General features: G+C 61.7%; 23 protein-coding genes. 22 read left to right on the forward strand and 1 reads right to left on the reverse strand.

Annotation, left to right across the window (positions count from 1 at the left end):
- Positions 1-65 precede the first annotated feature (65 nt).
- From tsf to ispD, 22 genes are all read left to right on the forward strand, one after another.
- The gene (tsf, locus tag ABIE20_RS08905) at positions 66-929 is read left to right on the forward strand and encodes a translation elongation factor Ts (protein WP_429504474.1); all 864 of its coding nucleotides are present in this window, start codon (positions 66-68) and stop codon (positions 927-929) included.
- A gap of 182 nt (positions 930-1,111) precedes the next feature.
- The gene (pyrH, locus tag ABIE20_RS08910; protein WP_010224848.1) at positions 1,112-1,855 is read left to right on the forward strand and encodes a UMP kinase; all 744 of its coding nucleotides are present in this window, start codon (positions 1,112-1,114) and stop codon (positions 1,853-1,855) included.
- Positions 1,852-2,409 carry a ribosome recycling factor gene (gene frr / locus ABIE20_RS08915; protein ID WP_429504476.1) on the forward strand — a complete coding sequence of 186 codons (558 nt, stop codon included), beginning with the start codon at positions 1,852-1,854 and terminating at the stop codon, positions 2,407-2,409. Before pyrH ends, frr begins: the two co-directional genes overlap by 4 nt.
- Before the next feature lie 18 nt (positions 2,410-2,427).
- Positions 2,428-3,183, forward strand: coding sequence for a polyprenyl diphosphate synthase (gene uppS, locus ABIE20_RS08920; protein WP_429504478.1), 756 nt, complete (start codon positions 2,428-2,430; stop codon positions 3,181-3,183).
- Entirely contained in the window at positions 3,183-3,998 is an 816-nt protein-coding gene (locus ABIE20_RS08925; RefSeq protein ID WP_429504480.1) for a phosphatidate cytidylyltransferase, read from the forward strand. The genes uppS and ABIE20_RS08925 overlap by 1 nt, the downstream gene beginning before the upstream one ends.
- The gene (gene ispC, locus ABIE20_RS08930) at positions 3,995-5,185 is read left to right on the forward strand and encodes a 1-deoxy-D-xylulose-5-phosphate reductoisomerase (protein ID WP_429504482.1); all 1,191 of its coding nucleotides are present in this window, start codon (positions 3,995-3,997) and stop codon (positions 5,183-5,185) included. The genes ABIE20_RS08925 and ispC overlap by 4 nt, the downstream gene beginning before the upstream one ends.
- Positions 5,186-5,242: 57 nt before the next feature.
- Complete coding sequence (rseP, locus tag ABIE20_RS08935; protein WP_429504483.1) at positions 5,243-6,595, forward strand: RIP metalloprotease RseP; 1,353 nt, start codon at positions 5,243-5,245, stop codon at positions 6,593-6,595.
- 74 nt (positions 6,596-6,669) lie between these two features.
- Positions 6,670-9,030 (forward strand): outer membrane protein assembly factor BamA, encoded by a 2,361-nt coding sequence (gene bamA, locus ABIE20_RS08940; protein ID WP_429504485.1) that lies wholly within the window; start codon positions 6,670-6,672, stop codon positions 9,028-9,030.
- A gap of 44 nt (positions 9,031-9,074) precedes the next feature.
- On the forward strand, positions 9,075-9,578 hold the full coding sequence (locus ABIE20_RS08945) for an OmpH family outer membrane protein (RefSeq protein ID WP_038996736.1): 504 nt from the start codon (positions 9,075-9,077) through the stop codon (positions 9,576-9,578).
- A 2-nt stretch (positions 9,579-9,580) separates the two neighbouring features.
- A complete protein-coding gene (gene lpxD / locus ABIE20_RS08950; protein WP_429504487.1) occupies positions 9,581-10,636 on the forward strand; it encodes a UDP-3-O-(3-hydroxymyristoyl)glucosamine N-acyltransferase in 1,056 nt (351 codons plus the stop codon).
- A 110-nt stretch (positions 10,637-10,746) separates the two neighbouring features.
- The gene (gene fabZ / locus ABIE20_RS08955; RefSeq protein WP_010224833.1) at positions 10,747-11,187 is read left to right on the forward strand and encodes a 3-hydroxyacyl-ACP dehydratase FabZ; all 441 of its coding nucleotides are present in this window, start codon (positions 10,747-10,749) and stop codon (positions 11,185-11,187) included.
- Positions 11,184-11,960, forward strand: coding sequence for an acyl-ACP--UDP-N-acetylglucosamine O-acyltransferase (gene lpxA, locus ABIE20_RS08960; RefSeq protein WP_045193619.1), 777 nt, complete (start codon positions 11,184-11,186; stop codon positions 11,958-11,960). The genes fabZ and lpxA overlap by 4 nt, the downstream gene beginning before the upstream one ends.
- A gap of 1 nt (position 11,961) precedes the next feature.
- Complete coding sequence (lpxB, locus tag ABIE20_RS08965) at positions 11,962-13,089, forward strand: lipid-A-disaccharide synthase (protein ID WP_429504489.1); 1,128 nt, start codon at positions 11,962-11,964, stop codon at positions 13,087-13,089.
- Positions 13,090-13,719, forward strand: coding sequence for a ribonuclease HII (gene rnhB / locus ABIE20_RS08970; protein ID WP_429504491.1), 630 nt, complete (start codon positions 13,090-13,092; stop codon positions 13,717-13,719). It begins immediately after the preceding gene.
- 107 nt (positions 13,720-13,826) lie between these two features.
- Positions 13,827-17,348: a DNA polymerase III subunit alpha gene (gene dnaE, locus ABIE20_RS08975; protein ID WP_429504493.1), complete on the forward strand. Its 3,522-nt coding sequence runs from the start codon at positions 13,827-13,829 to the stop codon at positions 17,346-17,348.
- Positions 17,349-17,446: 98 nt separating this feature from the next.
- The gene (locus tag ABIE20_RS08980; RefSeq protein WP_045193615.1) at positions 17,447-18,394 is read left to right on the forward strand and encodes an acetyl-CoA carboxylase carboxyltransferase subunit alpha; all 948 of its coding nucleotides are present in this window, start codon (positions 17,447-17,449) and stop codon (positions 18,392-18,394) included.
- A gap of 117 nt (positions 18,395-18,511) precedes the next feature.
- Positions 18,512-19,807 (forward strand): tRNA lysidine(34) synthetase TilS, encoded by a 1,296-nt coding sequence (tilS, locus tag ABIE20_RS08985; RefSeq protein WP_429504495.1) that lies wholly within the window; start codon positions 18,512-18,514, stop codon positions 19,805-19,807.
- Between the two features lie 271 nt (positions 19,808-20,078).
- On the forward strand, positions 20,079-21,707 hold the full coding sequence (locus ABIE20_RS08990) for a CTP synthase (protein WP_038996727.1): 1,629 nt from the start codon (positions 20,079-20,081) through the stop codon (positions 21,705-21,707).
- Between the two features lie 3 nt (positions 21,708-21,710).
- Entirely contained in the window at positions 21,711-22,556 is an 846-nt protein-coding gene (gene kdsA, locus ABIE20_RS08995) for a 3-deoxy-8-phosphooctulonate synthase (RefSeq protein WP_429504497.1), read from the forward strand.
- Between the two features lie 153 nt (positions 22,557-22,709).
- Positions 22,710-23,999, forward strand: coding sequence for a phosphopyruvate hydratase (gene eno, locus ABIE20_RS09000; protein WP_123565775.1), 1,290 nt, complete (start codon positions 22,710-22,712; stop codon positions 23,997-23,999).
- A 161-nt stretch (positions 24,000-24,160) separates the two neighbouring features.
- On the forward strand, positions 24,161-24,439 hold the full coding sequence (gene ftsB, locus ABIE20_RS09005; RefSeq protein WP_038996723.1) for a cell division protein FtsB: 279 nt from the start codon (positions 24,161-24,163) through the stop codon (positions 24,437-24,439).
- The gene (ispD, locus tag ABIE20_RS09010) at positions 24,436-25,143 is read left to right on the forward strand and encodes a 2-C-methyl-D-erythritol 4-phosphate cytidylyltransferase (protein ID WP_429504499.1); all 708 of its coding nucleotides are present in this window, start codon (positions 24,436-24,438) and stop codon (positions 25,141-25,143) included. Before ftsB ends, ispD begins: the two co-directional genes overlap by 4 nt.
- A gap of 60 nt (positions 25,144-25,203) precedes the next feature.
- Here ispD and ABIE20_RS09015 read toward each other — a convergent pair whose 3' ends face one another.
- On the reverse strand, positions 25,204-26,100 hold the full coding sequence (locus ABIE20_RS09015; RefSeq protein WP_429504501.1) for a LysR substrate-binding domain-containing protein: 897 nt from the start codon (positions 26,098-26,100) through the stop codon (positions 25,204-25,206).
- Positions 26,101-26,199: the final 99 nt, after the last annotated feature.

The raw sequence follows: 26,199 nt of genomic DNA on the forward strand, positions 1-26,199 counted from the left end.
ACAGAATTGAACGCCCGTCAAGTATCGGGTGGAATGGTTGAAAACCTATCCAAGAGGATTTTGAAATGGCAGAGATTACTGCGGCGCTGGTTAAAGAACTGCGCGAGCGTACCGGCGAAGGCATGATGGATTGCAAAAAGGCCCTGACCAAGGCCGGCGGCGACATCGAAAAAGCCATCGACGACATGCGTGCTTCGGGCGCCATCAAGGCCGCCAAAAAGGCTGGCAACGTTGCTGCTGAAGGCGCTATCGCCATCAAGGCCGACGACAAGTCCGCCGTCCTGCTGGAAGTGAACTCGCAGACCGACTTCCTGGCCCTGCAAGACGACTTCAAGAACTTCGTCGCTGAAAGCGTTGAACAGGCTTTCGCTGAAAAACTGACCGACGCCGCTCCGCTGATCGCCTCGCGCGAAGCAGCACGTGAAGCGCTGGTTGCCAAGGTTGGTGAGAACGTCAACATCCGTCGCCTGGTGCGCGTTGAAGGTGACGTTGTCGGTACCTACCTGCACGGCAACAAGATCGGTGTTGCTGTTGTCCTGAAGGGCGGCGACGTCCAGCTGGCCAAAGAAATCGCCATGCACGTGGCTGCCAGCAACCCAGAGTTCCTCAATCCTTCGGAAGTCTCCGCTGAAGCAATCGAGCGCGAGAAGGCTGTATTCATGCAGCTGAACGAAGAGAAGATGAAGGGCAAGCCTGAGAGCATCGTCGCCAACATGATCGACGGTCGCATCAAGAAGTTCCTGGCCGAAGCTTCGCTGGTCGAGCAAGCCTTCGTCATGAACCCGGAAGTCAAGGTCGGCGAACTGGCCAAGAAAGCCGGTGCTGAAATCGTTTCCTTCACCTACTTCAAAGTAGGCGAAGGCATCGAGAAGCCAGTCGACAACTTCGCTGAAGAAGTTGCTGCTCAGCTGGCTGCTGCCAAGCAATAAGACAGATTCACTTCTGTCGCCCCGAAGAGGCTGCCCGCTCACGCGCGCAGCCTCTTTGTCAAAGCGGGAGCGGTTTACAAGACCGCCTTTCGCTGGCGCAGTAGCTGCGCCACGCTAGAGTTACGCGCAGGCTGAAAACAGCCCGCCAGATTTTTTTACAAACGCCGCAGGAGAGATTCGCAATGGCTCAGCAGGGCAGTGGTTATCAAGCTCGCTATAAACGCATTCTACTCAAGCTTAGCGGCGAGGCCCTGATGGGCTCGGAAGAGTTCGGGATCGACCCCAAGGTCCTGGATCGCATGGCACTGGAAGTCGGCCAACTGGTCGGCATTGGTGTTCAGGTAGGTTTGGTGATCGGTGGTGGCAACCTGTTCCGTGGCGCGGCGCTCAGTGCAGCCGGCATGGACCGCGTCACCGGCGACCACATGGGCATGCTGGCAACCGTAATGAATGGCCTGGCCATGCGCGATGCGCTGGAGCGCGCCAACATTACTGCGATCGTCATGTCGGCCATCTCCATGGTAGGCGTCACCGATCACTATGATCGCCGCAAAGCCATGCGCCACCTGAACTCGAAAGAAGTGGTCATCTTCGCTGCCGGTACCGGCAACCCGTTCTTCACCACCGACTCCGCCGCCTGCCTGCGCGCCATCGAAATCGATGCCGACGTGGTATTGAAGGCAACCAAGGTCGATGGTGTATACACTGCAGATCCATTCAAAGACCCGCATGCCGAGAAGTTCGATCATCTGACCTACGATGAAGTGCTGGATCGCAAGCTGGGCGTGATGGACCTGACGGCAATCTGCCTTTGCCGCGACCACAAGATGCCGCTGCGCGTCTTCAACATGAACAAGCCCGGCGCCCTGCTGAACATCGTGCATGGCGGCGCTGAAGGAACTCTGATCGAGGAAGTTCAAAAATGATCAACGAAATCAAGAAAGACGCTCAAGCGCGTATGCAGAAATCCCTGGAGTCTCTGACTTACGCGTTCAGCCAGATTCGTACCGGCAAGGCACACCCAAGCATCCTGGCAAGTGTGATGGTGCCTTACTACGGTACCGATACCCCGATCAGCGGCGTCGCCAACGTCACCGTGAAAGATTCGCGCACCCTGCAGGTCGTGGCTTTCGAACGCAACATGCTCGCTGCCGTCGACAAGGCCATCCAGAGCGCCGGTTTGAATCTCAACCCGACCAACCTGGGTGAGTTGCTGCTGATCAGCATGCCAGCCCTGACTGAAGAAACCCGCAAGGGCTTCACCAAGCAGGCGCGCAGTGCGGCCGAAGATGCTCGCGTTGCTGTGCGTAACATTCGCCGCGATGCTCTGGGTGAACTGAAGAAGCTGGTCAAGGACAAGGAAATCAGTGAAGACGAAGAGCGGCGCGCCATCGCTGATATCGACAAGCTGACGAAAGATACCGAGGCCCAGATCACCAAGGCCACCGAAGAGAAAGAAAAGGACCTGATGGCCGTTTAAGGGTCGGGACTTTTTTTAATGGAAAAGACCAAACAAGGTGTGTCCCCATCGGTGCCGCGCCATGTCGCGATCATCATGGATGGGAATAATCGCTGGGCGAAGAAGCGCCTGTTGCCCGGTGTTGCCGGGCACAAGGCCGGTGTCGATGCGGTGCGCGCGGTCATCGAGGTGTGCGCCGAGGCCAAGGTCGAGGTGCTGACCCTGTTCGCCTTTTCCAGTGAAAACTGGCAGCGCCCGGCCGAAGAGGTCGGGGCGTTGATGGAGCTGTTCTTCTCGGCGTTGCGCCGGGAAGCCAAGCGTCTCAACGACAACAACATCAGCCTGCGTATCATCGGTGACCGTTCGCGTTTTCATCCTGAATTGCAGGCTGCCATGCGTGAGGCCGAAACGCTGACCGCGGGCGCCAATCGTTTCATCCTGCAGATCGCCGCCAACTACGGTGGTCAGTGGGATATCGCCCAGGCCGCCCAGCGGCTGGCGCGGGAAGTCCAGGCCGGTCACCTGCGCCCGGACGACATCACCCCCGAGTTGCTGCAGACTTGCCTGGCCACAGGTGACCTGCCGCTGCCCGATCTGTGCATCCGTACCGGTGGCGAGCACCGCATCAGCAACTTCCTGCTGTGGCAGCTGGCCTACGCCGAGTTGTACTTTTCCGACCTGTTCTGGCCGGACTTCAAACACGAGGCCATGCGCACTGCGCTGGCCGATTTCGCTTCGCGCCAGCGCCGCTTCGGGAAAACCAGCGACCAGGTCGAAGCTGGAGCCCGTGCTTAATGCTTAAACAACGCATCATTACTGCGCTGATCCTGCTACCGATCGCCCTGTGTGGCTTCTTCCTGCTGAACGGCGGCGACTTTGCCCTGTTCATCGGCGTAGTGGTAACCCTCGGCGCCTGGGAGTGGGCGCGTCTGGCCGGCCTGGTCGGCCAGGCCCTGCGGGTGGCTTACGCGGCGGTGGTCGCCGGGTTGCTGATGCTGCTCTACCTGATGCCGGACCTGGCGCCCTGGGTGCTGGGTGCGTCGGTGTTGTGGTGGGCGCTGGCCACCTGGCTGGTACTCACCTACCCGCGCAGCAGCGAGCTATGGGCCAGTGCCGCCTGCCGGCTGCTGATCGGCCTGCTGATTCTGTTGCCAGCCTGGCAAGGCCTGGTACTGCTCAAACAATGGCCGCTGGGCAACTGGCTGATCATGGCGGTCATGGTGCTGGTCTGGGGGGCGGACATCGGTGCGTATTTCTCGGGCCGTGCTTTTGGCAAGCGCAAGCTGGCCCCGCAGGTGAGCCCGGGCAAGAGCTGGGAAGGCGTCTATGGTGGCCTGGCCCTGAGCCTGGTGATTACCGCGGCAGTGGGCATCTACCGCGACTGGAGCGCCGGCGAGCTGGTCCTGGGCCTGTTCGGCGCAGCAGTGGTGGTGCTGGTCTCGGTGGTGGGCGACCTGACCGAAAGCATGTTCAAGCGCCGCTCGGGGATCAAGGACAGCAGTAACCTGCTGCCGGGTCACGGCGGCGTGCTGGATCGTATCGACAGCCTCACTGCGGCGATCCCGGTATTTGCAGTGCTGCTCTGGGCAGCCAATTGGGGCGTGATGTGAGCGGCGTGCAGCGTATTACCGTACTGGGTGCGACCGGTTCCATCGGTCTTAGCACCCTTGATGTGATTGCCCGTCATCCGGATCGTTACCAGGTATTTGCCCTGAGCGGCTACTCGCGCCTGCAAGAGCTGCTGGCCCTGTGCGTGCGCCATGCCCCGGCGTTTGCCGTGGTGCCGTCGGCCGAAGCAGCGCAGCAACTGCGTGAAGGCCTGGCGGCAGCGGGTTCGGCTACCCAAGTACTGGTCGGTGAAGAGGGCTTGTGCCAGGTCGCCGCAGCTGCCGAGGTCGATGCCGTGATGGCCGCGATCGTCGGTGCTGCCGGCTTGCGTCCAACCCTGGCAGCCGTCGAAGCCGGCAAGAAGGTGCTGCTGGCCAACAAGGAAGCGCTGGTGATGTCCGGCGCCTTGTTCATGCAGGCAGTGCGACGCAGTGGCGCTGTGTTGCTGCCGATCGACAGCGAGCACAATGCGATCTTCCAATGCCTGCCGGGGGATTATTCCCGCGGCCTGGCCCAGGTTGGCGTGCGTCGTATCTTGCTGACCGCCTCGGGCGGACCGTTTCGCGAAACCCCGTTGGCCGAGCTCATGGATGTCAGCCCCGAGCAGGCCTGCGCCCACCCGAACTGGTCGATGGGGCGCAAGATCTCGGTCGACTCGGCAAGCATGATGAACAAAGGCCTGGAACTGATCGAGGCGTGCTGGCTGTTCGATGCCCGCCCCAGCCAGGTCGAGGTGGTGGTGCACCCGCAAAGTGTGATCCACTCGCTGGTTGATTATGTCGACGGTTCGGTGCTGGCCCAACTGGGCAACCCGGACATGCGCACGCCGATCGCCAACGCCCTGGCCTGGCCCGAGCGTATCGATTCAGGCGTGGCGCCACTGGACCTGTTCGCGGTTGCCCGGCTGGACTTCAAGGCCCCGGACGAGCAGCGTTTTCCGTGCCTGCGCCTGGCCCGTGAGGCAGCGGAGGCGGGCAACAGCGCGCCGGCGATGCTCAATGCGGCCAACGAAGTGGCGGTGGAGGCATTTCTCCAGCGGCGCATCCGCTTCCCCGAGATCCCGAGTATGATCGAACAAGTGCTCGATCAGGAGCCGGTGGTTGCCGTGGAGTCGCTCGATGCGGTGTTTGCCGCCGATCAGCGCGCGCGGCAACTGGCCGGACAATGGTTGGCTCATCACGGCCGCTGAGGTCTGGCGCAGCAATGCGTCAGGCCCGGTGCCGCTGAACGTCATTCGGAGAAAGACATGAGTGCGCTCTACATGATTATCGGCACCCTGGTGGCATTGGGTGTGCTGGTCACCTTTCACGAATTCGGACACTTCTGGGTGGCCCGGCGTTGCGGCGTCAAGGTTTTGCGTTTCTCCGTCGGTTTCGGCATGCCGCTGCTGCGCTGGCATGACCGTCACGGTACCGAGTTCGTGGTCGCGGCGATTCCGCTGGGCGGCTATGTGAAGATGCTCGACGAGCGCGAAGGCGAGGTGCCACGCGATCAGGTCGAGCAATCGTTCAATCGTAAATCCGTGCGCCAGCGTATCGCGATTGTGGCGGCGGGTCCGGTGGCCAACTTTCTTTTGGCGATCTTCTTCTTCTGGATCCTGGCCATGGTCGGCACCCAGCAGGAGCGCCCGGTCATTGGTGCGGTGGAGGCCGGGAGCATTGCCGAAGTGGCGGGGCTCAAGGCTGGTCAGGAAATTGTTTCCATTGATGGCAAGCCGACCAGTGGTTGGGCTGCGGTCAATCTGCAACTGATCCGCCGCCTGGGCGAGAGCGGTCAGTTGCACATCAACGTGCGGGAAGAGGGCGCGAGCGTCGACAGCCCCCACGTGCTGACCCTGAACAACTGGCTCAAGGGGGCCGACGAGCCTGACCCGATCCGCTCCCTGGGCCTGCGCCTGTGGCGCCCGGCCTTGCCGCCGGTGCTGGCTGAGCTGGACCCCAAGGGGCCGGCGCAGGCCGCCGGGCTGAAAACCGGCGACCGTCTGCTGGCCCTGGACGGCCAGGCACTGAATGACTGGCAGCAAGTGGTTGATACCGTACGCGGCCGCGCCGGCAGCAGGATTGTCCTGCGTATCGAGCGTGACGGCGCGCCGCTGGAGCTGCCAGTAACCCTGGCCAGCCGTGGCGAAGGCCAATCGGCCACGGGTTATCTGGGGGCCGGGGTCAAGGCGGTGAAGTGGCCGGATGCCATGCTTCGCGAGGTCAGCTATGGGCCGCTCGAGGCTGTGGGGGAGGGGCTTTCACGCACCTGGAACATGAGCGTGCTGACCCTCGAATCGCTGAAGAAAATGCTGTTCGGCGAGCTCTCGGTAAAAAACTTGAGCGGACCGATAACCATTGCTAAAGTGGCGGGCGCTTCGGCCCAGTCCGGCGTTGGAGATTTCCTGAATTTCCTCGCCTACCTGAGCATTAGCCTGGGGGTTCTTAATTTGCTGCCCATTCCTGTACTGGATGGGGGGCATTTGCTGTTCTACCTGATCGAGTGGGCGCGTGGTCGTCCGCTTTCGGATCGGGTGCAAGGTTGGGGGATCCAGATCGGTATCAGTTTGGTAGTCGGGGTGATGTTGCTTGCCCTGATCAACGATTTGGGTCGACTGTAAAGCTTCGCTCAATTGCGAACCTGCCGCGTCCCGCGGCGGGTCGTTTATTGCCAGTTGGAATAAGAAAGGACTTCATGAAACGTCTGCTGCTAACTGCGGTTCTCGCCGTACTGATGATCGCTGAAGTTCACGCCGAGTCCTTCACCATCTCCGATATTCGTGTCAATGGTCTGCAGCGGGTTTCCGCGGGCAGTGTTTTTGGTGCCTTGCCATTGAACGTCGGTGATCAGGCCGATGACCGGCGCCTGGTGGAATCCACCCGGTCCCTGTTCAAGACCGGTTTCTTCCAGGACATCCAACTGAGCCGGGACGGTAACGTCCTGATCATTACCGTGGTCGAGCGTCCTTCGGTGTCGAGCATCGAGATCGAAGGTAACAAGGCGATCAGCACCGAAGACCTGATGAAGGGTCTGAAGCAGTCCGGTCTGTCCGAAGGCGAGATCTTCCAGCGTGCCACCCTCGAAGGCGTGCGCAACGAGCTGCAACGCCAGTACGTTGCCCAGGGCCGCTACTCGGCCGAGGTCGACACCGAGGTGTTGCCGCAGCCGCGCAACCGCGTGGGCCTGAAGATCAAGATCAACGAAGGTACCGTTGCTGCCATCCAGCACATCAACGTGGTCGGCAACACCGTCTTCGCCGATGAAGACCTGATCGGCCTGTTCGAACTCAAGACCACCAACTGGCTGTCGTTCTTCAAGAACGATGACAAGTACGCCCGCGAAAAACTCTCCGGTGACCTGGAGCGTCTGCGTTCCTACTACCTGGACCGCGGCTACATCAACATGGACATCGCTTCTACCCAGGTGTCGATCACCCCTGACAAGAAGCACGTCTACATCACCGTCAACGTCAACGAAGGCGAGAAGTACACCGTTCGTGACGTGAAGCTCTCCGGTGACCTCAAGGTGCCTGAAGACCAGATCAAGTCGCTGCTGCTGGTACAGCCTGGCCAGGTATTCTCGCGCAAGGTAATGACCACTACTTCCGAGCTGATCACCCGTCGCCTGGGTAACGAAGGCTATACCTTCGCCAACGTCAACGGCGTGCCACAGCCGAACGACGAAGACCACACCGTCGATATCATGTTCGTTGTCGACCCGGGCAAGCGTGCCTACGTCAACCGCATCAACTTCCGTGGTAACACCAAGTCCGAAGACGAAGTGCTGCGCCGTGAAATGCGCCAGATGGAAGGTGGCTGGGCTTCGACCTACCTGATCGACCAGTCCAAGACCCGTCTGGAGCGCCTGGGCTTCTTCAAGGAAGTCAACGTCGAGACCCCGGCCGTTCCCGGCACCGACGACCAGGTCGACGTCAACTACAGCGTAGAAGAGCAAGCCTCCGGTTCGATCACCGCCAGCGTCGGTTTCGCCCAGAGCGCAGGTTTGATCCTCGGTGGTTCGATCAGCCAGAACAACTTCCTCGGTACCGGTAACAAGGTTTCCCTGGGCCTGACCCGCAGTGAATACCAGAGCCGCTACAACTTCGGCTACGTCGACCCCTACTGGACTGCCGACGGCGTCAGCCTGGGTTACAACGCCTTCTATCGCACCACCGACTACGATGACCTCGACGTCGACGTGGCCAGCTATGCGGTCGACAGCCTGGGTGCCGGTGTCAGCGTTGGCTACCCGATCAGCGAAACCTCGCGCCTGACCTTCGGCCTGACCGTACAGCAGGACGAGATCAAGACCGGTAAGTACACCGTTGACGAGATCTTCAAGTTCGTTAACGAAGAAGGTGACAAGTACCTGAACTTTAAGGCCTCGGCCGGCTGGTCCGAGTCGACCCTGAACAAGGGCGTACTGGCCACCCGCGGCCACTCGCAAAGCCTGGTGTTGGAAGCGACCACCCCGGGTAGCGACCTGTCGTTCTTCAAACTGGATTACCGTGGCCAGCTGTTCAAGCCAATCAACAATGATTACACCCTGCGCCTGCACACCGAGCTGGGCTATGGTGACGGTTTCGGCGGCACTTCCGGCCTGCCGTTCTACGAGAACTACTATGCCGGTGGTTTCAACTCGGTACGTGGCTTCAAGGACAGCAGTCTCGGTCCGCGCAGTACCCCGAGCCGTGGTGCGGATGTCACCGGTAACCAGGGCACTATTGCCGACCCGGATCAGGACCCGCTGCCATTTGGTGGTAACGTTCTCGTTCAGGGTGGTGTAGAGCTGCTGTTCCCGCTGCCGTTCGTCAAGGACCAACGCTCGCTGCGCACCTCGGTCTTCTGGGATGTGGGTAACGTTTTCGACACCAACTGCGGTTCCAAGCCGGACTGCGAGAAGGTCGGCCTGTCGGGCCTGGCCAGCTCCGTCGGCCTGGGCGTGACCTGGATTACCGCGCTCGGTCCGTTGAGCTTCAGCCTGGCAATGCCGGTGAAGAAGCCGGACGAAGCCGATACCCAGGTGTTCCAATTCTCTCTGGGCCAGACCTTCTAAGGTCTGCCCCTTGCTAACGACAACGGATTCTGTAGGAGTGCATCGTGCGTAAGTTGACTCAACTGGCAGTACTGGCTGCGACCCTGATCGCAACCCCGGCTTTCGCCGAAATGAAAGTTGCCGTGCTGAACTATCAGATGGCCCTGCTCGAATCGGACGCGGCGAAGAAGTACGCGGTCGATGCCGAGAAGAAGTTCGGCCCGCAGCTGACCAAGCTGAAAAACCTGGAAAGCAGCGCCAAGGGCATTGCCGACCGCATCCGTGCCGGTGGCGACAAGATGGCCCAGCCTGAGCGCGAGCGCCTGGAGCTTGAATACAAGCAAAAAGCCCGTGACTTCCAGTTCCAGTCCAAGGAACTGAACGAGTCCAAGGCCGTGGCCGACCGCGAAATGCTCAAGCAACTGAAGCCCAAGCTGGATGGCGCGGTTGAAGAAGTGATCAAGAAAGGCGGTTTCGACCTGGTTCTCGAGCGTGGCGCGGTGATTGATGTCAAACCTCAGTACGACATCACCCGCCAGGTCATCGAGCGCATGAACCAGTCCCGTTGATCATGACCGTGACCATGAAACTCGGTCAGCTGGCCGAGTTCCTCGGAGCCACCCTGAGTGGCCCCGAGGAGCTGGAAATCACCGGCCTGGCAACCCTTCAGGAAGCTGGGCCGGGGCAGTTGAGCTTCCTCGCCAACCCACAGTACCGCAAGTACCTGGGTGAAACCCATGCGGCGGCGATCCTGCTCAAGCCGGCCGACGCCGAAGGCTTTGCCGGCAACGCCCTGATCGTTCCCGACCCGTACCTCGCCTACGCGCGCATCTCCCACCTGTTCGATCCAAAGCCCAGGGCTGTAGCGGGAATTCATCCCAGCGCCGTGGTTGCCGCCGATGCCCAGGTCGATGCCAGCGCCAGCGTCGGTGCCTGCGCGGTGATCGAGAGCGGTGCTCAGATCGGCCCGGGTGTGACCATCGGTGCCCAGTGCTTCATCGGCGCGCGCTGCGTGATCGGTGAAGGTGGATGGCTGGCTGCGCGGGTGACCCTGTACCACGACGTGCGTATCGGCAAGCGTGTGGTCATTCAGTCGGGCGCAGTGATCGGTGGCGAAGGCTTCGGCTTTGCCAACGAAAAAGGCGTGTGGCAGAAGATCGCCCAGATCGGTGGCGTGAGCATCGGTGACGATGTCGAGATCGGCGTCAACACCGCGGTCGACCGCGGCGCCCTGGCTGACACCCGTATCGGTGACGGGGTCAAGCTCGACAACCAGATCCAGATCGCCCATAACGTGCAGATCGGCGATCATACGGCGATGGCGGCGTGTGTCGGGATTTCCGGCAGCACCAAGATCGGCAAGCATTGCACCATTGCCGGCGGTGTCGGCATGGTTGGCCACATCGATGTCTGCGACAACGTTTTCGTATCCGGGATGACCATGGTGACGCGCTCGATTACCGAGCCAGGCGCCTATTCTTCCGGTACGGCGATGCAGCCGCTGGCAGAGTGGCGCAAGAGCGCCGCCCGAATTCGCCAGCTGGACGAGATGTCAAAACGCCTTCAACAACTGGAAAAGCGTCTCGCCGCCGTGACCTCTGGCGATAAAGCTTCATCAGAAGGCTGATACCATTTCCTGATCAAGAGTGAACAGCCCTAGACTGACTCTTTGATTTGCTAAAGGAGCGCCGTGTGAAAACCGGCGCTCCCTATCTTTACTACAGGCTTCCCCCCGAAATGATGGACATCAACGAGATTCGCGAATACCTGCCTCACCGTTACCCGTTCCTGCTGGTGGACCGGGTGGTGGAACTGGACGTCGAGGCCCAGCGCATTCGTGCCTACAAGAATGTCAGCATCAACGAGCCTTTCTTCAATGGTCACTTCCCCGCGCATCCGATCATGCCGGGCGTGCTGATCATCGAGGCCATGGCCCAGGCGGCCGGTATCCTCGGCTTCAAGATGCTCGACGTCAAACCTGCGGACGGTACCCTGTACTACTTCGTCGGGTCCGACAAGCTGCGTTTCCGCCAGCCAGTGCTGCCGGGTGACCAACTGATCCTCGAAGCCAAGTTCATCAGCTGCAAGCGCCAGATCTGGAAGTTCGAATGCCAGGCGTCGGTCGACGGCAAGCCGGTATGCTCGGCCGAGATCATCTGCGCGGAACGCAAACTATGAGTTTGATTGACCCTCGGGCGATCATCGATCCATCGGCGAAGCTCGCCGACGGCGTCGAGGTAGGCCCTTGGTCGATCATCGGTGCCGGGGTCGAGATCGGCGAGGGGACCGTGATCGGTCCGCACGTGATTCTCAAAGGGCCGACCCGCATCGGTCGGCACAACCGCATCTACCAGTTTTCCTCGGTAGGCGAAGACACCCCTGACCTCAAGTACAAGGGTGAAGCCACGCGTCTGGTGATCGGTGATCACAATGTGATCCGCGAAGGCGTGACCATCCACCGTGGCACCGTGCAGGACCGCTCGGAAACCACCCTGGGTGATCACAACCTGATCATGGCCTATGCCCACATCGGTCACGACAGCGTCATCGGCAACCATTGCATCCTGGTCAACAACACCGCGCTGGCGGGCCATGTGCACGTCGACGACTGGGCGATCCTTTCCGGGTTCACCCTGGTCCATCAGTTCTGCCACATCGGTGCCCACAGCTTTTCCGGCATGGGTACGGCGATCGGCAAGGATGTTCCGGCCTACGTCACGGTGTTCGGCAACCCGGCCGAAGCGCGCAGCATGAACTTCGAGGGCATGCGCCGTCGCGGGTTCAGCGAAGACGCCATTCACGCCCTGCGCCGTGCCTACAAGGTGGTCTACCGCCAGGGCCTGACCGTCGAGCAGGCGATTGCCGAGCTGGCCGAGCCGGCTACCCAGTTCCCTGAAGTCGACGTGTTCCTCAAGTCGATCCAGAACTCCACCCGCGGCATCACCCGCTGACATGGCCGAGCTTTGTGTAGCGCTGGTGGCAGGTGAGGCCAGCGGCGATATTCTCGGCGCCGGGTTGATGCGTGCACTCAAGGCGCACCATCCGCAGGTACGTTTCATTGGCGTGGGTGGGCCGTTGATGCAGGCTGAAGGCCTGACCTCATACTTCCCCATGGAACGCCTGGCAGTGATGGGCCTGGTCGAGGTGCTAGGGCGCCTGCGCGAGCTGCTCAAGCGCCGCAAGGAGCTGATCCAGACCCTGATCGCCGAGCGCCCGGACGTGTTCATCGGTATCGACGCCCCGGATTTTACCCTCAATATCGAACTGAACCTGCGTAAGGCCGGGATCAAGACCGTGCATTACGTCAGCCCGTCGGTCTGGGCCTGGCGGCAGAAGCGCGTGCTGAAGATTCGCGAAGGTTGCGACTTGATGCTCACGCTGTTTCCGTTCGAAGCCAAGTTCTATGAAGAGAAGGGCGTGCCGGTACGTTTTGTCGGTCACCCGCTGGCCGACAGTATTCCGCTCGACGCTGACCGTGCTGCTGCCCGTGAACAGCTGGGCCTGGCCGACGGGCCGCTGGTCGCCCTGATGCCCGGCAGCCGTGGCGGTGAAGTAGGGCGCCTGGGGGCGCTGTTTCTTGATACCGCCCAGCGTCTGCGCGAGTTGGTGCCGGGGGTGCGTTTTATTTCCCCGTGTGCCAATGCCGAGCGCCGTGCCCAGCTTGAACAGATGCTCCAGGGCCGCGACCTGCCGGTGACCCTGCTCGACGGTCGCTCGCACCAGGCCCTGGCCGCCTGCGACGCGGTGCTGATCGCCTCCGGCACTGCCACCCTGGAAGCGCTGCTGTTCAAGCGGCCGATGGTGGTGGCTTACCGTTTGGCGCCGCTGACCTACTGGATTTTGAAACGCCTGGTAAAAAGCCCGTATGTGTCCCTGCCCAACCTGCTGGCCCAGCGCATGCTGGTGCCCGAGTTGCTGCAGGAAGCCGCCACTGCTGAAGCCCTGGCCCAGACCCTGGCACCACTGGTGCATGGCGGTGTGCAGCAGACCGAAGGCTTTGACCAGATTCACCGTACCTTGCGCCGCGATGCCTCGAACCAGGCAGCTGACGCGGTGCTGGCCCTGCTGGAAAACCGATAGATGCAAATGGGATTGGACTTCAACCTGGTCGAGGACCTGGTCGCCGGTGTCGACGAAGTGGGCCGTGGCCCGCTGTGCGGCGCGGTGGTGACGGCGGCGGTGATTCTCGACCCGCAGCGGCCGATTCTGGGGCTCAACGATTCGAAGAAGCTCACCGAAGCCAAGCGTGAAAAGCTTTTTGACGAAATATGTGAAAAAGCCCTGAGTTTCTGCATCGCCCGCGCCGAGGTCGAGGAAATCGACCAGCTCAACATCCTCCACGCCACCATGCTGGCCATGCAGCGTGCGGTCGAAGGCCTGAGCGTCACGCCGAAACTGGCGCTGATCGACGGTAACCGCTGCCCGCAGCTGTCGGTGCCGGCGGCGCCGGTGGTCAAGGGCGATAGCCAGGTGCCGGCGATTGCCGCTGCGTCGATCCTGGCCAAGGTCACCCGCGACCGTGAGATGGCAGCATTTGAGCTGATTTACCCCGGCTACGGCATTGGCGGGCACAAGGGCTACCCGACCCCGGTGCACCTCGAAGCCCTGGCGCGCCTGGGGCCGACGCCGATTCACCGGCGCTCGTTCGCACCGGTACGCGCCGCCTTCGAAGCCCGCGACACCATTAACGGCGGGTTTGCCGAGGTCTGACCAGGCGCGGCGGGGTCAGTAATCAGGATCGCCCCGCACTGGCTGTTGTTTTGATCAAGGCCCGGTACAATCCGGGCCTTGTTGTTTTGTGCTGCTATAGGATCATCATGTCGGCTTCTTTCGTTCATCTTCGCCTGCACACCGAATACTCGCTGGTCGATGGCCTGGTGCGGATCAAGCCGCTGGCCAAGGCATTGGCGGCGATGAACATGCCGGCGGTCGCGGTTACCGACCAGAGCAACATGTGCTCGCTGGTCAAGTTCTACAAGAACGCCATGGGCGCCGGCATCAAGCCGATCTGCGGTGCTGACCTGTGGCTGGCCAACAGCGACCCGGATGCGCCGTTGTCGCGCATCTGCCTGTTGGCCATGGACGCCAAGGGCTACCGCAACCTCACCGAGTTGATTTCCCGTGGCTGGGTCGATGGCCAGCGCAATGGCCTGGTGATCATCGAGCGCCAGTGGATCGCCGAAGCCAGCGAGGGCGTTATTGCGCTGTCCGCGGCCAAAGAGGGCGATATCGGCATGGCGTTGCTCAATGGCAACCCGGATGAAGCCGAAGCCTTGCTGCGCGACTGGATGCAGATGTTCCCGGACCGCTTCTATGTCGAAGTTCAGCGCACCAACCGCGCCGGTGACGAAGAATACCTGCACGCCGCCGTGGCCCTGGCCGACAAGCTCGATGCGCCGCTGGTAGCCACCAACGATGTGCGCTTTATCAAGCAGTCCGACTACGACGCCCACGAAACCCGCGTGTGCATCGGTGAAGGCCGGGCCCTGGACGACCCGCGTCGTTCGCGCAATTACAGTGACCAGCAGTACCTGAAAAGCCCGGAAGAAATGGCCGAGCTGTTCAGCGACCTGCCCGAAGCGATCGCCAACACTGTCGAGATCGCCAAGCGCTGCAACATCCAGGTGCAGTTGGGCAAGCACTTCCTGCCGGACTTTCCGACGCCCAACGGTATGGGCATCGATGACTACCTGCGTCATGTTTCCCACGAGGGCCTGGAAGAGCGCCTGGCGGTGCTGTGGCCGAAAGAGACCACGCCAAATTACGAAGAGAAGCGCCAGGTCTATCTCGACCGGCTGAAGTTCGAGCTGGATATCATCATCCAGATGGGCTTCCCCGGTTACTTCCTTATCGTTATGGACTTCATCAAGTGGGCCAAGAACAACGGCGTGCCGGTTGGCCCGGGCCGGGGTTCGGGTGCCGGCTCGCTGGTCGCCTACGTACTGAAGATTACCGACCTCGACCCGCTGGCCTATGACCTGCTGTTCGAACGTTTCCTCAACCCGGAACGGGTATCGATGCCCGACTTCGACGTCGACTTCTGCATGGATGGCCGCGACCGGGTAATCGAGTACGTGGCCGACGCCTACGGGCGCAACGCCGTGAGCCAGATCATCACCTTCGGCACCATGGCCGCCAAGGCGGTGGTGCGCGACGTGGCGCGGGTCCAGGGCAAGTCCTACGGCCTGGCTGACCGCCTGTCGAAGATGATCCCCTTCGAAGTCGGCATGACCCTGGAAAAAGCCTACGAGCAGGAAGAGATCCTGCGCGATTTCCTCAAGAGCGACGAAGACGCCAAGGAAATCTGGGACATGGCCCTCAAGCTCGAGGGCGTCTGCCGGGGTACCGGTAAACACGCCGGTGGCGTGGTTATCGCGCCAACCAAACTCACCGACTTCTCGCCGATTGCCTGTGATGAAGAGGGCGGCGGCCTGGTCACCCAGTTCGACAAGGATGACGTCGAAGCCGCGGGCCTGGTGAAGTTCGACTTCCTCGGCCTGCGTACCCTGACCATCATCAAGTGGGCGATGGAAACCATCAACCGCGAACAGGCCAAGAAAGGCCTGGATGACCTGAACATCGATTTCATCCCGCTGGATGACAAGAAGACCTACGACCTGCTGCAAAAGGCCGAAACCACGGCGGTGTTCCAGCTTGAATCGCGGGGCATGAAGGAGCTGATCAAGAAGCTCAAGCCCGACTGCCTGGAAGACCTCATCGCACTGGTGGCGCTGTTTCGTCCCGGCCCGTTGCAATCGGGCATGGTTGACGACTTCATCAACCGCAAGCACGGTCGCGCGGAACTTGCCTACCCGCACTCCGATTATCAGTACGAAGGCCTCAAGCCCGTTCTGGCACCCACCTACGGCATCATCCTGTACCAGGAACAGGTGATGCAGATCGCCCAGGTCATGGCCGGCTACACCCTCGGTGGTGCGGACATGCTGCGCCGGGCCATGGGTAAGAAAAAGCCCGAGGAAATGGCCAAGCAACGTGGCGGTTTCATTGAAGGTTGCGCCAGCAACAACATTGATCCGGACCTTGCCGGTAACATCTTCGACCTGGTAGAGAAGTTCGCCGGCTACGGCTTCAACAAATCCCACTCCGCCGCCTACGGCCTGGTCTCGTACCAGACTGCCTGGCTCAAGACCCACTACCCGGCACCGTTCATGGCTGCGGTGCTGTCGGCGGATATGCACAACACCGACAAGGTCGTGACCTTGATCGAGGAAGTGCGCAGCATGAAGCTGCGCCTTGATGCGCCGGACGTGAACACCTCCGACTTCAAGTTCACGGTCAACGACGATGGCCGCATCGTCTACGGCCTGGGCGCGATCAAGGGCGTGGGCGAGGGGCCGGTCGAGGCTATCGTCGAAGCCCGTGCCAGCGGTCCGTTCAAGGACCTGTTCGACTTCTGCGAGCGGGTCGACCTCAAGCGCATCAACAAGCGCACCCTCGATGCCTTGATCCGCAGCGGCGCGCTGGACCGTCTGGGCCCGTACTTCCATGACGAGCTCAAGGCCTACCAGGCCAACATCGACCGCAACCGTGCCGTGTTGCTGGCGGCGATGGAAGAGGCGATCAAGGCAGCCGAGCAGACAGCGCGTACCGCCGACAGTGGCCACGCCGACCTGTTCGGCGGGTTGTTTGTCGAAGAAGATGCCGACGTTTATGCCAACCACCGCAAAGCCCGCGAGCTGACCCTCAAGGAGCGCCTGCGCGGTGAAAAAGACACCCTGGGCCTGTACCTCACCGGCCACCCGATCGACGAGTACGAAGGCGAGATCCGCCGCTTTGCCCGCCAGCGCATCATTGACCTCAAGCCTGCGCGCGATACCCAGACCGTCGCCGGGATGATCATTGCCCTGCGCGTGATGAAGAACAAGAAGGGCGACAAGATGGGCTTTGTCACCCTGGATGACCGCTCAGGGCGCATCGAAGCGTCGCTGTTTGCCGACGCCTTCATGGCTGCCCAGGCGCTGTTGCAGACCGATGCTATGGTGGTGGTGGAAGGCGAGGTCAGCAACGATGACTTCTCCGGTGGCCTGCGCCTGCGGGTCAAGCGCGTGATGAGCATGGAAGATGCCCGCACCAATCTGGCCGAAAGCCTGCGTCTGAAGGTGCACACCGACGCCCTCAAGGGCGACCGGCTGAACTGGCTGGGCGAGCTGTTCAAGCGTCACCGCGGCGCCTGCCCGATCACCATGGAGTACACCGGCAGCGATGCCAAGGCCATGCTGCAGTTCGGTGAAAGCTGGCGTATCGACCCGGCCGATGGCCTGATTCAGGCCCTGCGTGACCAGTTCGGACGTGAGAACGTCTTTTTGCAATATCGATGAATTTTTAATCTCGACCTGAATGCGCCTGATCCCTTAAGGTAGGGCGCCAAACGGATCAACCGGCCGGCCGCCTGGCCGTAGACCCAAGACGGATGCCTATGAACCCGAATTTCCTGGATTTCGAACAGCCGATTGCTGACCTGCAAGCCAAGATCGAAGAGCTGCGCCTGGTTGGCAATGACAACTCGCTGAACATCGGCGATGAGATCGCCCGTCTGCAAGACAAGAGCAGCACCCTGACCGAAAGCATTTTCGGCAACCTGACCAGCTGGCAGATCGCCCGCCTGGCCCGTCACCCGCGTCGTCCGTACACCCTGGACTACATCGAACACATCTTCACCGAGTTCGACGAGCTGCACGGTGACCGTCACTTCTCCGACGACGCCGCGATTGTCGGCGGTATCGCCCGCCTGGACGATAAGCCGGTGATGGTCATCGGCCACCAGAAAGGCCGCGAAGTACGCGAGAAGGTGCGCCGCAACTTCGGCATGCCGCGCCCTGAAGGCTACCGCAAGGCCTGCCGCCTGATGGAAATGGCCGAGCGTTTCAAGATGCCGATCCTGACCTTCATCGACACCCCGGGCGCCTACCCTGGCATCGATGCCGAAGAGCGCAACCAGAGCGAAGCCATTGCCTGGAACCTGCGGGTCATGGCCCGCCTGAAAACCCCGATCATCGCCACCGTAATCGGTGAAGGTGGTTCCGGCGGTGCGCTGGCCATCGGTGTCTGCGACCAGCTGAACATGCTGCAGTACTCGACTTACTCGGTCATCTCGCCGGAAGGTTGCGCCTCGATCCTGTGGAAGACTGCCGAAAAGGCCTCGGATGCAGCCGAAGCCATGGGCATCACCGCCGAGCGCCTGAAAGGCCTGGGCATCGTCGACAAGGTCATCGCCGAGCCCCTGGGCGGCGCGCACCGTGATCCGGCGAAAATGTCCGCCACCGTTCGCGGCGAGCTGATCGAGCAACTGGACATGCTCAAGAAGTTCGACAACGATGCGCTGCTCAAGCGCCGCTATGACCGTCTGATGAGCTACGGGCTCTGATTTGAGGTTCATCGCCGGCAACGCCGGCTCCCACAGGAATTGGATTCACTGCCTGACCTGTGGGAGCTGGCCTTGCCAGCGAACGAGTGCGCAGCACTCGTAAAAGAGGTCTACCCGATGCTCGATCTCTACTCAAGGCTGTCCCCCTGGCTCACCGCCCCCTCCTGGTGCATCGCCCTCTCCGGCGGCCTGGACTCCAGCGTCCTCCTGCACCTGCTGGCAAGCCTGTCCCGCCAGCAGCCAATACCGCCCATCCGCGCGATTCACATCCACCACGGCCTGCAGGCTGCGGCTGACGCCTGGCCGGACCACTGCCAGCGCCTGTGCGACACCCTGGGTGTCGAACTGCAGATCATCCGGGTCAAGGTCGCCCCCGGCGCCAGCATTGAGCAGGGCGCCCGTGACGCGCGTTATGCCGCATTCGCCGAAGCCTTGCGCCCCGGCGAAATCCTCTTGACTGGCCAGCACCGCGAAGACCAGGCCGAAACCCTGCTGTTTCGCCTGTTACGCGGCGCCGGCCTGCGCGGCCTGAGCGCCATGCCCGGGCAGCGGCCGCTAGGGCAGGGCATATTGGTGCGGCCGTTGCTGGGTGTTTCGCGCGATGACCTGCAGGTGTACGCCCAGGCTCGGCAGTTGAGCTGGATCGACGACCCGTCCAACATCGATACGCGGTTTTCCCGCAACTACCTGCGCCATCAGGTTTTCCCCGGATTGTTGCAGCGCTGGCCGCAGGCCGCGCAGAACCTGGCACGCAGTGCCGAGCACCTGAGCGAAGCCCAGGGCCTGCTCGATGAGCTGGCCCTGGAAGACCTGGCCCGGGCCGCGACCCCGGCAGCGTTTTCCTGGCTTGGCCTGGCCTCGCTCGACCTCGAGGTGCTGCGCCAGCTATCCCCAGCCCGTCAGCGCAATGCCCTGCAATACTGGCTTGCACCGCGCACTCGCCTGCCCGACAGCCGCCACTGGGCCGGCTGGGAGGCAATGCGCGATGCTGCATCCGACGGACGGCCGCTGTGGCAGCTGACCGACGGCGAATTGCATCGCGCCGCTGGCCGTATCTGGTGGCTGGCCGCTGACTGGCTGACCCCTGCAGGTGGCCGCCAGGCCTGGGCTGACCCGCACAAAGCGCTGACCTTGAGCCACAACGGCAGCGTCAGCCTCAGCGGCACGTTGCCGCAGGGCCCCTTGCACATTGCCTATCGCCAGGGCGGCGAAACCCTGGCAATCGCTGGCCGCGGCCAACGCGATCTGAAGCGTCTGCTCAACGAGTCGCAGCTACCGTCATTCGTCCGCTCACGCCTGCCATTGCTGTATCGCGGCGCGCAATTGCTGGCGGTCGCCAACCTGCCGGGATTGAGCCAGGGTGACTGGCAATTGCATTGGCATGCGCCGACGAGCGAGCAAGGTTTGAGATGAAAGGCACATTCGGGTAGACTACGCTCCCTTCTTGATACAGCTTCTGTGGCTTCCCCGAAATCACAGCAGTTGCCGATTACCAAGCAGTTTTTTGCTGGGCGATTCTAAAAATGTTTAGCGAGCTCCTTACCGGGTATCCAACCCCCGGTGTGACCAGACGCGGCAGTTTTTTAAGATGCACTGTGATTGACGCAGGTGATCGGGGGCTTCGGCCTTCCTTCGCTTTCCCCGGCGGCACTGACCGCTTTAACGCAGACTTCTAGGGTTTTTCATGACGCGCTACATATTCGTCACGGGCGGTGTTGTTTCTTCATTGGGGAAAGGCATTGCCTCGGCTTCATTGGCGGCCATCCTGGAGGCGCGGGGGCTCAAGGTCACCATGCTCAAGCTGGACCCGTACATCAACGTCGACCCGGGCACCATGAGCCCGTTCCAGCACGGTGAAGTGTTCGTCACCCACGACGGCGCCGAGACCGACCTGGACCTGGGCCACTACGAGCGGTTCATCCGCACGACCATGACCCAGAACAACAACTTCACCACCGGCCGTATCTACGAGCACGTGCTGCGCAAGGAGCGCCGTGGTGATTACCTGGGCGCGACCATCCAGGTCATTCCGCACATCACCGACGAGATCAAGCGCCGCATCATCAAGGGTGCCGGCGATGCCGACGTGGCCCTGGTGGAAATCGGCGGTACCGTGGGTGACATCGAGTCGCAACCGTTCCTCGAGGCTATCCGTCAGTTGCGCGTTGAAGTGGGCTCCAAGCGCGCCATGCTGATGCACCTGACCCTGGTTCCGTACATCGCCACCGCTGGCGAGACCAAGACCAAGCCGACCCAGCACTCGGTCAAGGAGCTGCGCTCCATCGGCCTGCAGCCAGACGTGCTGATCTGCCGCTCCGACCATCCGGTGGATGTCTCCTCGCGCCGCAAGATCGCCCTGTTCACCAACGTCGAAGAGCGTGCGGTGATCTCCCTGGAAGACGTCGACACCATCTACAAGATCCCGGCCGTACTGCACGCCCAGGGCCTGGATGACTTCGTCGTCGAGCGTTTCGGCCTGCAGTGCAACGGTGCCGACCTGTCCGAGTGGGAAAAGGTCGTCGACGCCAAGCTCAACCCCGAGCACGAAGTCACCATCGCCATGGTCGGCAAGTACATGGAGCTGCTGGACGCCTACAAGTCGCTGATCGAAGCGATGAGCCATGCCGGCATCCAGAACCGCACCAAGGTCAACCTGCGCTACATCGACTCCGAAGACATCGAGAACCAGGGCACCAGCCTGCTCGAAGGCGCCGATGCCATCCTGGTTCCAGGCGGTTTCGGCCTGCGTGGCGTCGAAGGCAAGATCACTGCCGTGCAGTACGCCCGCGAGAACAAGGTCCCGTACCTGGGTATCTGCCTGGGCATGCAGGTGGCGGTCATCGAATTCGCCCGTAACGTCATGGGCTGGAAAGACGCCAACTCCACCGAGTTCGATCGCAACAGCGGTCACCCGGTGGTCGGCCTGATCACCGAGTGGGAAGATGCCACTGGCGCAGTCGAAACCCGTACCGAAGCCTCGGACCTGGGCGGCACCATGCGTCTGGGCGCCCAGGAATGCCAGCTGGCAAGCGGCTCCAAGGTCCACGATTGCTACGCCAAGGACGTGATCGTCGAGCGTCATCGTCATCGCTACGAAGTGAACAACAACCTGCTGCCGCAACTGGTCGAAGCCGGCCTGAAAGTCTCCGGTCGTTCCGGTGACGGCGCGCTGGTCGAAGTGGTCGAGTCCCAGGATCATCCATGGTTCGTCGCTTGCCAGTTCCACCCAGAGTTCACCTCGACCCCGCGTGACGGCCATCCGCTGTTCAGCGGCTTCGTCAAGGCGGCACTGGCTCAAAAGAACAAGGCCTGATCCATGACCCAGAAGATCATTCGCGTCGGTAACATCGAGATCGCCAACGACAAGCCGTTCGTCCTGTTCGGCGGCATGAACGTGCTGGAATCCCGTGACCTGGCAATGAAGGTCTGTGAAGAGTACGTGCGGGTTACCGAGAAACTCGGTATCCCTTACGTGTTCAAGGCCAGCTTCGACAAGGCCAACCGTTCGTCAATCAACTCCTACCGTGGCCCCGGCCTGGAAGAGGGGATGAAGATCTTCGAAGAGATCAAGAAGACCTTCAACGTGCCGGTCATCACCGACGTGCACGAGCCCGAGCAGGCTGCCGCGGTGGCCAAGGTCTGCGACATCATCCAGTTGCCGGCCTTCCTCTCGCGCCAGACCGACCTGGTGGTGGCCATGGCCAAGACCGGCGCGGTGATCAACATCAAGAAGGCGCAGTTCCTCGCACCCCAGGAAATGAAACACATCCTGACCAAGTGCGAAGAGGCCGGTAACGATCAGTTGATCCTTTGCGAGCGTGGTTCGAGCTTCGGTTACAACAACCTGGTGGTGGACATGCTCGGCTTCGGCATCATGAAGCAGTTCGAGTACCCGGTGTTCTTCGACGTCACCCACGCCCTGCAGATGCCGGGTGGTCGCGCCGATTCCGCCGGTGGTCGCCGCGCCCAGGTCACCGACCTGGCCAAGGCGGGCCTGAGCCAGGGCCTGGCCGGCCTGTTCCTCGAGGCGCATCCGGATCCGGACAACGCCAAGTGTGACGGTCCATGCGCCCTGCGCCTGGACAAACTGGAGCCTTTCCTGGCCCAGCTCAAGCAACTTGATGATCTGGTGAAGAGTTTTCCGACGGTAGAAACCGCGTAATCCTCGATTCTCCGGTAAAGTACCCCCCGTTCAACCTCTGACCCTCGGGTCAGGGGTCTGCTTTCGCCGGGCCTGCCTGTTTCAAATTGCCCGGCGAGCGGCAAGATTTTTCTCAGCTGCGTTGTTTTCGTCAATTCTGGAGTGCTTACAACAATGGCAAAAATCGTCGACATCAAAGGTCGTGAAGTTCTCGATTCGCGTGGTAACCCTACCGTAGAAGCGGACGTGCTGCTCGACAACGGCATCATCGGCAGCGCCTGCGCGCCGTCCGGTGCTTCCACTGGCTCGCGCGAAGCGCTGGAGCTGCGTGATGGCGACAAGAGCCGTTACATGGGCAAGGGCGTACTCAAGGCAGTTGCCAACATCAACGGCCCGATCCGCGACCTGCTGCTGGGCAAGGACCCGGTTGACCAGAAAGCCCTCGACCGCGCCATGATCGAACTGGACGGTACCGAGAACAAGGCCAAGCTGGGCGCCAACGCCATCCTCGCCGTGTCCCTGGCTGCCGCCAAGGCCGCTGCCCAGGACCAGGACCTGCCGCTGTACGCGCACATCGCCAACCTCAACGGCACCCCAGGCCAGTACTCGATGCCGGTTCCGATGATGAACATCATCAACGGCGGCGAGCACGCCGACAACAACGTCGACATCCAGGAGTTCATGGTACAGCCGGTTGGCGCCAAGACCTTCTCCGACGCGCTGCGCATGGGCACCGAGATTTTCCATCACCTCAAGGCTGTGCTGAAGGCCCGTGGCCTGAACACCGCTGTCGGTGACGAAGGTGGTTTCGCGCCTAACCTGGCATCCAACGAAGACGCGCTGTCGGCCATCGCCGAAGCCATCGCCAACGCCGGTTACAAGCTGGGCACCGACGTGACCCTGGCTCTGGACTGCGCGGCCAGCGAGTTCTACGAAGACGGCAAGTACAACCTGTCCGGCGAAGGCAAGTCGTTCGACGCCGAAGGTTTTGCCGACTACCTCAAAGGCCTGACCGAGCGCTTCCCGATCATCTCGATCGAAGACGGCCTGGACGAGTCCGACTGGGCTGGCTGGAAGATCCTCACCGACAAAATCGGCGCCAAGGTGCAACTGGTCGGTGACGACCTGTTCGTAACCAACACCAAGATCTTGAAAGAAGGCATCGACAAGAACATCGCCAACTCGATCCTGATCAAGTTCAACCAGATCGGCTCGCTGACCGAAACCCTGGAAGCCATCCAGATGGCCAAGGCTGCCGGTTACACCGCGGTGATCTCGCACCGTTCGGGCGAAACCGAAGACTCGACCATTGCCGACCTGGCCGTGGGTACCGCTGCCGGCCAGATCAAGACCGGTTCTCTGTGCCGTTCCGACCGCGTCTCCAAGTACAACCAACTGCTGCGTATCGAAGAGCAATTGGGCAGCAAGGCTGTGTACCGTGGCCGTGCCGAGTTTCGCGGCTAAGCAAGAGATGGTAAAAAGACCGCAGCAAAGCGGCGCTGAACGGTCATACTGATCGTTCAGATGCCCTTGCTGCAGGTGTCTGAACACAAAGCCTGGCTTCGGTCAGGCTTCGTGCCATCAGCGACCTGCAGAGGTGGCGGTCTTTTCCACTGGATACCCTGATGCGCAGTCCTTATTGGTTGTTCCTCGTCTTGCTCCTGCTGCTCGGTGGCCTGCAGTATCGTCTGTGGGTGGGCAATGGCAGCCTGGCCCAGGTCACCGAACTCAAGCAACAGATCGCTGACCAGCACGCTGAAAACGAGCGTTTGCTGGAGCGTAACCGTGTGCTTGACGCCGAGGTACTGGAGTTGAAGAAAGGTATGGAAACCGTCGAAGAACGGGCTCGCCACGAACTGGGTATGGTCAAGGAGGGCGAAACCCTCTACCAGCTTGCCCAATGAACCAGACCTTGCCGGCCTTCTGGGCCGTGATTCCCGCCGCGGGTGTTGGTGCCCGCATGGCTGCCGACCGTCCCAAGCAGTACTTGCAGTTGGGCGGGCAGACCATTCTCGAGCATAGCCTCGACTGTTTTCTTGACCATCCCGGTGTCAAAGGGGTGGTGGTCAGCGTTGCTGCTGACGATCCTTACTGGCCCGGTTTGCGCTGCGCCAGCGATCCACGTATCCAGCGCGCCGAAGGCGGCCAGGAACGTGCCGATTCAGTGCTCAATGCTTTGTTGCTGCTGCACGCCCAGGGCGCTGCGGACACTGACTGGGTGCTGGTACACGACGCCGCGCGGCCAAACCTGGCCCGCAGCGATCTCGACCGCCTGCTGGGCGAACTGGCCGACGATCCGGTCGGCGGGCTGCTGGCGGTGCCAGCGCGCGATACCCTCAAGCGCGCCGATGCCAACGGCCGGGTCAGCAGTACGATCGACCGCAGCACCGTGTGGCAGGCCTATACGCCGCAGATGTTCCGCCTCGGTGCCTTGCACCGGGCCCTGGCCGACAGCCTGGTGGCCGACGTGGCGATTACCGACGAGTCATCGGCCATCGAATGGGCCGGGCAGGCGCCGCGGCTGATCGAAGGGCGCAGCGACAACATCAAGGTCACCCGCCCCGAAGACCTCGAATGGCTGCGCCAGCGCTGGGCCAAGCGCGGTTGAGCACTCTTCGCGGGGCAAGCCCGCTCCTACAGTAGGAGCGGGCTTGCCCCGCGATGCTTTTCAGGCACCTCGATACTCAGGCAACCCCGCCAATCCCTCACGCAGATAGTCCACCAGCTTGCGCACTTTCGGCGACAGATGCCGCTGCTGCGGATACAACGCCCAAACCGCCGTATTCGGCGGCTGATGCGCTTCCAGCAGCGACACCAGCGCGCCGGTTTTGAGGTGCTCAAGCACGTAGTAGTCCGGCAACTGACACAAGCCCATCCCCTGTAGCGCCGCATCCAGCACCGCCTGGCCACTGTTGCAGCGCCAGTTGCCCTGGACCCGCTGGCCGATTTCCCGTCCATCCAGTTGCAGCGCCCAGTTGTCGGAGCTGCCGATCAGGCAGTTGTGCCGCGCCAGTTCCGAAAGGCTGTGCGGCCTGCCGTAGCGTTCCAGATAGGCCGGTGACGCGCACAGGTACATGCGCCGTGGCGCCAGGCGTGTGGCCACCAGCCGCGAGTCCTGCAGGCGGCCGAGGCGAATGGCCAGGTCCATGCCCTCATGCACCAGGTCCAGCGGGCGATTGCTCAGCTCGATGTCCACTCTCAGGTGCGGGTAAGCGGCCATGAAGCGCGTCACCAACGGCACGATGAAACGCTCACCGTAGGCCACGGCGCAGGTCATGCGCAGCAGCCCCTTGGGCTCGCTGGTCAGGTCGCCCATGGCGCGCAGGGCTTCCTCGCGGCCGTCCTGCAGGCGTTGGCAGTGTTGCAGGAAGGTCTGCCCGGCTTCGCTCAAGGTCACCCGCCGGGTGCTGCGGTACAGCAAGCGGGTTTGCAGGCGTTCCTCAAGGCGAGCGATCTGCCGGCTGACGTGGGACGACGACACCCCGAGGCGTTCGGCGGCAGCGGTGAACTGCCCGGCTTCGGCGACGGCGACGAACTCGTCGATACCTTCCCACTGATTGCTCATCGATTATCCCTGCATGGCAATAATGTTTTGTCTTAGCCCGGATTATTCACCAAATGACGATGAATTACACTGCAAGCCTGAACTGACCCTTTGCTGGAG

The sequence above is a fragment of the Pseudomonas sp. 2835 genome (assembly GCF_050435905.1).
Lineage (GTDB): Bacteria > Pseudomonadota > Gammaproteobacteria > Pseudomonadales > Pseudomonadaceae > Aquipseudomonas.